The 10023-nt window shown below is 67.4% G+C and carries 11 protein-coding genes; 6 read left to right on the top strand and 5 right to left on the bottom strand.

Features of this window, described 5'->3' with window-relative positions:
* The coding region (locus tag ABD140_RS30155; protein WP_344244472.1) for a CHAT domain-containing protein at positions 1-2921 on the bottom strand (2921 nt) is incomplete at its 3' end.
* Between the two features lie 346 nt (positions 2922-3267).
* Here ABD140_RS30155 and ABD140_RS30150 point away from each other — a divergent pair.
* Together ABD140_RS30150 and ABD140_RS30145 are read left to right on the top strand one after the other, a co-directional pair.
* A complete protein-coding gene (locus ABD140_RS30150; RefSeq protein WP_344244470.1) occupies positions 3268-3639 on the top strand; it encodes a hypothetical protein in 372 nt (123 codons plus the stop codon).
* Complete coding sequence (locus ABD140_RS30145) at positions 3617-4003, top strand: CHAT domain-containing protein (protein ID WP_344244468.1); 387 nt, start codon at positions 3617-3619, stop codon at positions 4001-4003. The genes ABD140_RS30150 and ABD140_RS30145 overlap by 23 nt, the downstream gene beginning before the upstream one ends.
* Positions 4004-4167: 164 nt before the next feature.
* On the opposite strand, the gene ABD140_RS30140 is transcribed toward ABD140_RS30145, so the two are convergent.
* Positions 4168-4461 (bottom strand): hypothetical protein, encoded by a 294-nt coding sequence (locus ABD140_RS30140; protein ID WP_344244466.1) that lies wholly within the window; start codon positions 4459-4461, stop codon positions 4168-4170.
* A 617-nt stretch (positions 4462-5078) separates the two neighbouring features.
* Between ABD140_RS30140 and ABD140_RS30135 the strand changes: the two genes are divergently transcribed.
* From ABD140_RS30135 to ABD140_RS30125, 3 genes are all read left to right on the top strand, one after another.
* A complete protein-coding gene (locus ABD140_RS30135) occupies positions 5079-5336 on the top strand; it encodes an ATP-binding protein (protein ID WP_344244464.1) in 258 nt (85 codons plus the stop codon).
* A gap of 172 nt (positions 5337-5508) precedes the next feature.
* Positions 5509-5790, top strand: coding sequence for a type II toxin-antitoxin system Phd/YefM family antitoxin (locus ABD140_RS30130; protein ID WP_344244462.1), 282 nt, complete (start codon positions 5509-5511; stop codon positions 5788-5790).
* Between the two features lie 3 nt (positions 5791-5793).
* Positions 5794-6075: a type II toxin-antitoxin system RelE family toxin gene (locus ABD140_RS30125; protein WP_344244460.1), complete on the top strand. Its 282-nt coding sequence runs from the start codon at positions 5794-5796 to the stop codon at positions 6073-6075.
* Positions 6076-6100: 25 nt separating this feature from the next.
* Here the strand turns inward: ABD140_RS30125 and ABD140_RS30120 are convergent, their stop codons facing one another.
* From ABD140_RS30120 to wrbA, 3 genes are all read right to left on the bottom strand, one after another.
* Positions 6101-6280 carry a hypothetical protein gene (locus ABD140_RS30120; RefSeq protein WP_344244458.1) on the bottom strand — a complete coding sequence of 60 codons (180 nt, stop codon included), beginning with the start codon at positions 6278-6280 and terminating at the stop codon, positions 6101-6103.
* A gap of 369 nt (positions 6281-6649) precedes the next feature.
* Entirely contained in the window at positions 6650-8089 is a 1440-nt protein-coding gene (locus tag ABD140_RS30115) for an MFS transporter (RefSeq protein WP_344244456.1), read from the bottom strand.
* Between the two features lie 69 nt (positions 8090-8158).
* On the bottom strand, positions 8159-8824 hold the full coding sequence (gene wrbA, locus ABD140_RS30110) for an NAD(P)H:quinone oxidoreductase (protein ID WP_344244454.1): 666 nt from the start codon (positions 8822-8824) through the stop codon (positions 8159-8161).
* A gap of 91 nt (positions 8825-8915) precedes the next feature.
* Here wrbA and ABD140_RS30105 point away from each other — a divergent pair, with 91 nt between their 5' ends.
* On the top strand, positions 8916-9368 hold the full coding sequence (locus ABD140_RS30105) for a MarR family winged helix-turn-helix transcriptional regulator (RefSeq protein WP_344244452.1): 453 nt from the start codon (positions 8916-8918) through the stop codon (positions 9366-9368).
* Positions 9369-10023: the final 655 nt, after the last annotated feature.

The following is a 10023-nucleotide window of genomic DNA, read 5'->3' as shown; positions in this document are numbered from 1 at the left end:
TAAATGACGGCCATGCCGGGTCGGTCGTTCAGGTCCTCTTCGATGGCGAGGGATTGGCGGTACCAGTCCTCGGCCTGGTCGAGGTCATCCCGCAGTTGCGCGGTCACGCCCAGCTGGTGGTAGATGACGGCGGTGTTGGCGCGTTGGTGGTCACTGTCGGGGAGCTGCTGGAGGGCGTGCAGGAGGGCGCGGTAGATTTCCTCGGCTCGGTCCAGTTGGCCTGCGCTTTGGTGGCGGTTGGCCTGGCTTTGGGTGAGGAACGCCCACAGCTGTCCGGCGGGGGTGTCGAGCGGGGGCGGGGTTCCGGGCGGGTCCTCGAGTGCCTGCTGGGCTCGATCCACCCACCCCCAAGCCTCCTGCACCAGCCCACGCAGATCCCAATAGTCATTGAGGGTGCGGGCGATGGCGTTGGCGTGTTCCCAGTGCTGGTGGTCCAGGGCATAGCCCAGCATGCTTGACAGGTTACGGCGGTGTACCTGCACCAAAGCCGCCGCCATCTGGGCGTTCTGGCTGCGCCACTGCTCTCCCAGCCAGTTGGCGAAGGCGGCGTAGGCGTCCAGCAGCGCCCGCATGGCGGCAGCTCGTTCGGCATCGAATCCGTCCGAGGTGAGACGCTGCCAGTGAGCGGCCAGGTAGGACGGCAGAGCCGGATGCAATCGATACACACCCCTCCCGAGCCCCGACAGCAGCCCCACCTGAGCCGCCCGCTCCAGTACCGCTTCCCAGTTGCCGGGGGACAGGTCATGGAATCGCTGTGGAGCGGCCGGTGATCGGGATAGTAGGCCGAGGACGTCGCTGCCGGTGGTGGTGTGGAAGAGAGCGAGAGCGGTGATGGTCTGCTGGTCGCGGTCGGGCAGATGGGCGAAGGAGTACGCGATGCTAGCGGCCAGGCTCGTGGCTCGGTCTCCTTCGTCACGTGCCGGCAATGGCTCGACTCCCTTGAGCGCGTTAAGGAGCCGGTCGGGGGCGGTGGAGTCGAGTAGGGGCAGGGTCAGGCGCATGCTGAGCGGATGGCCGTCCAACCACTGCACCAGATCCTCGAACACCCGCTGCTGCCGCTTACGCCGCGTCCCCGGGTAAGGCGCCAGAAGTTGATCGGTGTACAGCACCGCCTCCTCCTGACTCAGCCCCCCGACCTTGATCCGCCGGATCTGGGGGCCGAGCCAGGCCTCGGGACTACGGCTGGTGATCACGATCGTGCTGCGGCTGCGGGTGGCGACGCGATGGAGGAAGGCGCGCAGCTCATCAGCCCGGACACCATCGAGGGGCGGGGTGGCGCCGGTGGGGTCGGGCATGGAGTGGACGGTTTCGAAGTTGTCCCACAACCACAACACCCGATACCTGGCAAGGAACCCCTCGACCGTCTGGCGCCGCTCTACAGAGTCAAGGGCGGCGAAGTCGCTGCCGAAGATGTGGAGGCCGAGGCTGGTGATGAGACCGTCCAGCCCGAACGAGGCCAGACCAGGCTCGAAGGAATGCCAGACCACGAACCCGGGATCATCGACGCCCCCGGTGTCACGCCACCACCGGCCGAACGCCTTCGCCAACTCTGTCTTACCCGTCCCACCCGGGCCGTGCAGTACCACGACGTGCTGGGATCGGGCCGCGACCTCCAACGCCAGCAGCAGACCATCCCGACCGACGAACGACTCCGCCGCAGTCAGTCCGCCATTTTCTTCCGACCCGTCGTCCTGGGTTGTGGCGCGGGCCTGGGCCAGCATGTCTTTCTGTGATAGCGGCTGGGGACGTGGGGTGGTGAGGCCGGGGAAGGCGATGTCTCGGCGCATATAGTGGACCGGGACCATCCAGTCCTCCAACGGCAGCCGTCCCTTCGGGCTGGGGCGGAGGTTGGCGGTGTGGAGGTGTCGGCGTGCTCTGGTGACGGCGTCGCTGACACTGTCACCGGCGAACAACCTCTCGTAGAAGACGGCCATGAATTCGGCGGCGGCGACGGCGTAGACGCTGTAGGCCATGGCGACGACCGAGGCCACGCCCTCGCGTAGGAGGCGGGTCGAGACAGCAGCCTCTATTTCACTGCCGAGCTGTGCGGACTGGCAGGCGTTCAGCACGACGACGGGTACCTGTCCGGCGGCCAGGACGGCGGCGAGTCTCTCGGCAGGGACGAGGTCGGCGCCGCCTTCGGGTTTCTCAAACGCCAGCATTCCCCGCTCACCAGCGGTCTCGTACATAGTGGAGCCGCGCCCAGCGGGGAGAAGTGGTTCACGGGCGAAGACGCCGTGGCCGTCGAAGTGGACGACCTGGAACGGTTCCCCGGCAGCCGCGGCATCCTGGAGGATCGTCTCGAACCGGGCGAGGGTGGGCGGGCGAAGGACCGTTAGTTCGACTGTGCCGCGGACGGACTCCAAGCGCTCCAACAGCGGGCGGGCGACCATCTGGTAGCCGACGTCGGCTTCTCCTTCCGGCCGGGACACCACCATCAACACCCGCAACCGTCCCCCTTCGGGGGTGGCGGGTTCGAACGACTCGGTCAGATCCGCAGCCGGAAGAGTCCGGATGATCGGGATGCCTTCCAGCGCCAGGGGTGTCGACCGGGCCGGGTCGCGCATGAGTTCCCAGGGCAGGCCAAGGAACCGGGCCGAAGCCGACTGGAGAACGATCTCCATATCTTTGCGGCTTCTGGCCGCCACGTACGCCTCACGAGCCGGGCCGACCTCTCCGAGCAGGGCGTTGAACAGATCGCCGCCCCAGGTGGCCAAGCGCTCGCGGACGGCCTCGCCCTGCTCGCCGTAGACCGCGAAGGGCGCGGTCAGGTAGTCCTCGAGATACCAGCACAGGTCCTCAAGGTCCTCATCGCCCAGTGGCCAAGGCATCTCCCGAGCCGCCACCACATGGGTGGGGAACTCCTCACCGGCCAGCCGGACCTGAACCGACACCCGGCCTTCGGTGTCCGCGGAGACCAACAGCCGATTCCTTCGACGACGACCCTTCACACCGCACCCCGCTACCACCGCTCGAGCCGACCGTCCCCGACGAACCTCCCATCAACGAAAAGATCGCCTTTCCGGTGACGGGGATTAACCTCATATAGCAGATTAGACGCCCCGAGTCCCTCATCTACTCCCAGTGAATCAAGACCTTGACACGGACGTCCAGAATATGGATTTTTAGATGACCGAAATTGCGTTTTCTGGCTTTCTGGAAGATTGAGATGGCTTCACCTCCTGCAAATGCCGGAAGATCCCTAGCCTGGTTGATCGGGGCTAATTTGTGGTCATTCAGGGTGCACAAAGACCTGGGGGATGCCGGGTGACCGGGCAGGGAAATGATCGGCTCCTGATCGATCTCGACGATCAGGGCCGGGTGTCGGTGTCGTGGCAGGGCGGCGACCAGCCCGAGCTGATCGTCGAACATGCCGAGACGGTGTGGCCGCTGGACGCCGATGCGTTGGAGGATCTGCGCTGGTATCTGGAGGACTACCTGCGTGCTCCGTTCGCGGTCTACTCCGACCGCGGACAGGCCATCGCTGCCAAGATTCCTCAATGGGGTGAGACGATCTTCCACGCGCTCTTCGCCACCGGCCCCGCCCTCGCCGCCTACGTCGCCGTCCGCGCCAGCGGCAACCGTCCCGAACTCGTCTGCCGCGCAACGGCTGGGGTTGCCCTGGGAGCTAATCCGTGACCCTCAGCGGGGACGGCCGCTGGCCCTGGACGGCTTCGCTCTGACCCGGCGGCTTCCCGCAGGAGACCTCTCCCGGCCGTTCCCCACCAGCGGAGACAAGCTCCGGGTCCTGATGGTCATCTCCCGGCCATCCGGCGAGAACGCCGTCGGCTACCAGATGATCGCCCGCCCGCTGCTGGAACACCTGGACGCGGTCCGCGGCAACGTCGACCTCGTCGTCCTGCGCCCGCCCACCCTCGACCAACTCCACACGGCCCTCATCACAGCGACCGAGGTCGGAGAGCCGTTCCAGATCGTCCACTTCGACGGCCACGGCGTCTTCGCCAACAGCCAGGCCCCTGCCGCGATCTTCGAACTCTCCTGAAACACGTCCCCGAGCGCTTCAACGTGCACGGGCTCGCCGCTCCACGATCGTTGCGACTGCCGAGCTCGTAAGCGCTGGTCATACCGGTGTCAGTGGCCTGAGCCGTCGCGCCACCGGTGACGTGTTCGCAACGGAACTGCGACTGGGACACGTCGAGCAGCGTTTCACCGGGACAGCCACTTCCACCTGGTCTTCGTCGGAACCGCGCCCACTTCGCTCATGAAACCGCCTGTGCCGTCTTCCGGGTAGGGATTCATCAGCTTCGTCAGTTCCGGAGCGCAAACGTCCCAGGTCAACTGACGGGTGGCGTACGGGGCGATGCCCGCGTCCTGGACAAGCGTCTTGACCGGGCCGTCCTTGTCCTCGGGATACTCGCCCTCCCTGTGCTTGGGCGCGTAGCTCGTCTGAAAGGACTGAGTGATCGAGATGACCGCCGTGTCGGACCGGTTCTCGTACACCGTGACGATTCTCGTGCACTCGTCGTCCGAGGCCGTCGTGCTCCGGTCCACCAAGACGACCGACCCTTGCGGGACAGGCCGCGGACTGGGTTCGGGCGACCGAACACTACGCGACGGAACCGGTGCCTCTACCGTCACGGTGACGGTCGGCTGCGGCGCAGGACTCGACGTTGACGGAAGCGCAATCGGCGCAGAAGGCGGAGCCGGCTCCGAGGCCAGGAGGAGAGCGGCGACCACGGCGGCAGCCGAGACAGGCAGGGAGAAGGAGACGCCGAAGATGGCGACCCGCAGGAGATCACGCTGCATGGCAGGCTTTCCGAGCGCAGGGGCGGAGGCAGGAGACGCTACCGCTTCGTGATATCGAGTCGATGTCGCACAGGACGATGTTGGGAACCGGTCACGTCTCAAGTGGCCGACGCCCGGTCGCACTCAGGAACGAACGTCAGGGGCAGCGGATGAAGCCGGTCTCTTCGGTGCCGCGCTTGGTTCCATACCGGTGGGCAGGCTCAGTCTGAACGAGACGATCTCGCCGTCGCCGAGAAGGACGAGGAGACCTGGCTCGGCACCGAGGCAGCCATGGGCCGCCACCGCGTCAATACGTTCTCACCGCCCCGCTGGTGAACGGACTCGGCTACATGGAACTCGACAAACGCAGCGCTGACCTGCTCTTCCAGGTTTTGACAGAGCGCGAGGAGACCGCATCGGTCGCGATCGCCTCCAACGACAGCTTCGGCGGCTGGACCAAGACCTTCACCGACCCGCGCCTCTGCTCCGCGATCGTCGACCGTCTCGCCTTCAACGCCACCATCATCGAAACCGGAACCGACTCCTACCGCCTCGCCCACAGCCGCGCCCAGCGGGCAGGCCAGCACTGATCGACAGACCCGGGATTGTGATCAAGACCCCGAAGATCGCCGACTAGGTCCAAAAACTCTCTTACCTGGAGCCTGAGCTCGTCCTTGCAATCAGGGGACGCTCTCCCCCTGGAGAACTCGGCCTGCTCTTTACTTCCTGAAGCTACTCATGTACATCTGTTACATTGGTGACATGAGTGAGCCGGTGATCGCATCCATGGCGGAGGTACGCAGCCACCTCGCCGACGTCATAGACCGTGCGCACCGTGACGAGACCCCGACGATCATCACCCGCCGGGGCAAGCAGGAGGCCGTGGTGCTCGATATCGAGGAGTACCGGCGACTGCATCAGATCGCCGAAGAGGCCGAGGAGTCCTGGCTCAACCAACTGGCCGACGAAGCCGAGGCCGAAGGCACGGAGGGGTCGGTCTCCCTCGAAGAGATGGCGGCTCTGATCCGCGACCACCACGGCTGACCCATGGGATGCACGACGCGCTTCACCCCCCAGGCCCAGCGGGACATGCTCAAGATCCCGCGTCAGGACGCCATGCGGATCCTGCACCGCCTCACCGAGCTTCAGAAGGCGATGGACGCGGGAGACACCTCGGTGTTCGACATCAAGGCACTCCAGGGCCACAACGCTCGCTGGCGGCTCAGGGTCGGCGACCACCGCGTCGTGTACACCATCGAAGACGGTCAGCTGACCGTATGGGTTCTGGCGGTCGGCAACCGCCGCGACGTCTACCGCCGCCTCCCATAGGAACCGCATTCGTCCAGCCGACAGCTCAGGGCACACGGATACGGCAGATGTCACCGATGGGATAGGCGGAGACATGTGCCAATGGTCGCGCTCCCCTCTCGGACACCACGGCAACACCGAGCGCCAGGTCTCTGACCTGGCGTTTTTGCCATTCCATGGCCATGGGGTTCATGTCGATGAACCTGTCACGCCAGGTCAGACGCATGGGGGTTCGACTCCCTCTCCGAGCCACACCATTCGCCCATGGGCCGTATCAAGATGGTGCGGTGTGCGGGGCGTACGCCATGTGATTCGCATCCGCAGGGATTCGAACCGTGCCGATAGGCTTTCTCCGGACCCGCTACCGCCAGTCCAGTCCATACGTGATCGCCAGAGCGATCTTGCGTGGGCCAGCGGTTCTTGACAACCCCCGGGCGCCGACCGCAGGGCCCTCGCCGACTGCGGCGAGGGCCCTGCGTCGTTCTCCTATCGAACTCCTTCGATGGCGTGGTCCCTCGCTCCGCTCGGGCGTGCCCTCGGGGGCCGAGCCGCCGAACCCCGGCGGAGCGGCGCGTGCGGTGGACGGCGGTCGCGGTCAGTCGCGCCGGTGCCGCGGCAGCAGCAAGCCGACCAGCGCGACGGCCAGACCGAGTCCGGACGCGATGAGGAAGACGCGGGCGTAGCCGGCGGCGAGGACGGCGGCCGGGGAATCCCCGTTGGTCTCCGTCCGGGTCGTGGTGCCGACGACCGTCGCGAGCACCGCCAGGCCGATCGACCCGCCCACCTGATTGGCGGTCTGGGCCAGGCCGCCGACGGTGCCCGCGTCGCTCTCGGGCACATCGGCGGTCGTCGCGGCCATGAGGGTGGGGAAGGTCAGCCCGATGCCCACCGCGATGAGCAGCGTGGGCCCGAGCACGCCGGTGAGGTAGCCGCTGTCGGCGTGGGCCTGGGAGAGCCAGCCGAAACCGGTCATGAGGCAACCGCTGCCGGCCGATACCAGCAACCGCACACCGGTGCGCGGCAGCAGGGCGGCGGCCCATCGCGCGATCACCATGAACGTCACCGCCGCGGGTGTCTGCCCGAGTCCGGCGTCGAGCGCGCCGTAGCCGAGAACGTTCTGCAGGAACAGCGATGTGAAGTACCACATCGCGATGGCGATCCCTCCGAACAGCAGCAGCATGCCGCTGCCGACGGCGACCCCCCGGATGCGGAACAGCCGCAGGGGCATCATCGGCCGGGTGGCGAAACACGCCTCCACCACGGTGAAGACGGCGAGCAGGAGCAGGCCCGCCATGACCGGCACGACGACCGGCGGGGACGTCCAGCCGTGATCGGCGTTCTGCATGACCCCGTAGATCAGCGCGGCCAGCCCCGTCGTCCCGGTGACCGCACCGGTGAGGTCGAGTGGCGCCCGCCGACCGGTTCGCGTGCCGGACAGGGACATCACGGCCATCACGATCAGGATCGCGCCGATCGGCACGTTGATCAGGAAGACCCACCGCCACGACAGGCCGGTGGTGAGGGCACCACCCGCCACCGCACCGGCCAGGCCGCCCACACCGCCTGCGGCGGACCACGCGCCGAACGCCCGGGCGCGCTCACGGCCCCCGGTGAAGCCGGTGTTGATCACCGCCAACGTCGCCGGGGCCAGCAGGGCGGCTCCCGTGCCCTGCACGACGCGGGCCGCCACCAGGACCTCCGCGCTACTCGCCAGGCCTCCGACCAGACTCGCGACGGAGAACACCGACAGCCCGGCGACCAGCATCCGGCGATGACCGAACAGGTCGGCGGCGCGACCGCCCAGCAGCATGAACCCGCCGAAGGCGAGCAGGTAGCCGTTCACCACCCAGGCCAGACCGGCGGTGGTGAAGCCGAGGTCGCGGTCGACCGAAGGCAGGGCGACGTTCACGATGGAAGAGTCCAGGATCACCATGAACTGGCAGGCACACGCCAGCGCCAGGACCATCCACGCGGGGCCGGTCCTTATTTCGGCGCGGCCGCGGGTCAGGGTGTTCGCGGGGGGTTCGGAGGTCACAGGCGTCTCCTGAAGGGCTGAATGCGAAGGTGCGATGGATGTCCGGTGAGCCGGGGCCGCCGGTGGCGCTCATGTGAGCTGGGGAGTCCCCTCGGCTTCGGCCGCGCGGGTGTTCCCGCCGGTGACACGGGTGCCCGCCAGCAGCCGGGTCGTGATCTGAGCCAGCCGCCGTCCCTGGTATCGGGCCGCGTCCAGTGCCGCTGCCCGGAGGCCGTCTCCGGTCGGTCCGGTCACGGCGGAGGTGCCGTAGGGGTTGCCGCCAGCGGCGTACACGGCCGGATCAGTGAATCCGGGCGGGACGATCAGTGCGCCCCAGTGGTAGAACACATTGGCCAGCGACAGGAGCGTGGCCTCACTGCCGCCGTGCCGGTTGAACGCCGAGGTGAAGGCGGTCACCGGCTTGTCGGCCAGGTCGCCGTCCTGCCACAAACCGCCGGCCTGGTCGATGAACTGCTTGAGCTGCGCGGCCGGCGTGCCGAACCGGGTCGGCGTCCCGAACGCCAGCGCGTCGGCCCACGCCAGGTCCTCGACCGCGGCCTGGGCGATCCCCGTGGCGGCGTCGGCGTGCCGCCGCCACAGCGGGTTCTGATCGATGGCGCTGTCGGGCGCCAGCTCGGCGACCCGCCGCAGCCGTGTCCGGGCCCCGGCCGAGGCTGCTCCCTCGGCGACGGCCTGCGCGAGCTCATGCACGGTGCCGGTCGCGCTGTAGTAGATGACGGCGATCTTCACGGTCATGTCGGCTCCTTCGAGATTGCACAGGTTTGGTTATGCGGATAAGATTATGCACATAATAATTATGCGCATAAGCAAGTTGTCAAGGAGAGCCGTGGACTTCGCCCAAGCCGACGCCGTCAACCAGGCCATCCGGCTGCTGAGCCTGCGCCACCGGGCCAGGATCGCCGCGCTACTGGCCCCGCTCGGCCTGCACCCGGGCCAGGAGGCGCTGCTGCTCGAACTCGCCCGGACCGGCCCGATGATCGGTGCTCAGCTCAGCGAGGCACTCGGGGTGGAGCCGCCCAGCATCACGCTCATGGTCCGCAAGCTCGAAGCCGCCGGCCACATCCGCCGCACGCCGGCCTCCGACGACAAGCGCGCCAGCATCATCGAACTCACCGACAGCGGCAAGGCGCTCGCCGACCAGGTCAAGCAGCTATGGTGCGCCCTGGCGGAGGAGACCGTGGCCGGCCTGCCCGCCCGGACCGCGGCCGAACTCCCCGGCCTCCTCAACACCCTGACCGGCAACGTCGACACCAGGCGCTCCCGCCCCGCCCGGCCCTGAACCTCCGAAGCCACGGCGAGCGCAGAACAGGCCCGGGCGAACCGCCCGACACCGCAGCAGCAGCCGACCGGCCGCCGCGTCATGGCGGACACGGCCCCGGCCGGTCACCGACGGTCCGCTCAACCTCCACGTGCATGCAGCGCCAGAGACGCGTGGACCGATCCTCGTCAAGGATGCGAGCCCGGGTAAGGCGAAAGCTCGGTATTCGTCTTCACCCCACCACGAACCCCGACCCCACAAGCCGTCCACTGAAGGACGCACCTCGGCGGCATGAGCTCACCGGACATGCACGTCATGGTCTCACTCCGCCGCACGGACCACTTTCCTCCGGGGATTCGAACCCAGGTGGCCGATGCCCGGCCCGGCGACCGGACACCAGCCCAACACGGCTCAGGGAATGCGAATGCGGCAGACGTCTCCGATGGGATAGGCAAGGGTATGTGTAAATGGTCGCACTCTCCCCTCGGACACCACGGTAGGACAGAACGCCAGGTCTTCGACCTGGCGTTCTTCTGTTTACGGCCGTGGGGCTCAGAAGGGTTCGACCAGGATGTCGCGGGGCGTCCCGTCGTGTTCGTTTCTTCGGGCGAGGCGTTGGAGTTGCCCTTCGTGCACGTCGCTCACCCATTCCCAGCCGGGCTTGGCCGAGGGGCCG

This window comes from Actinocorallia libanotica (assembly GCF_039525175.1).
Taxonomy (GTDB): domain Bacteria; phylum Actinomycetota; class Actinomycetes; order Streptosporangiales; family Streptosporangiaceae; genus Actinocorallia; species Actinocorallia libanotica.
This window is presented reverse-complemented; position numbering and strand designations above follow the sequence as displayed.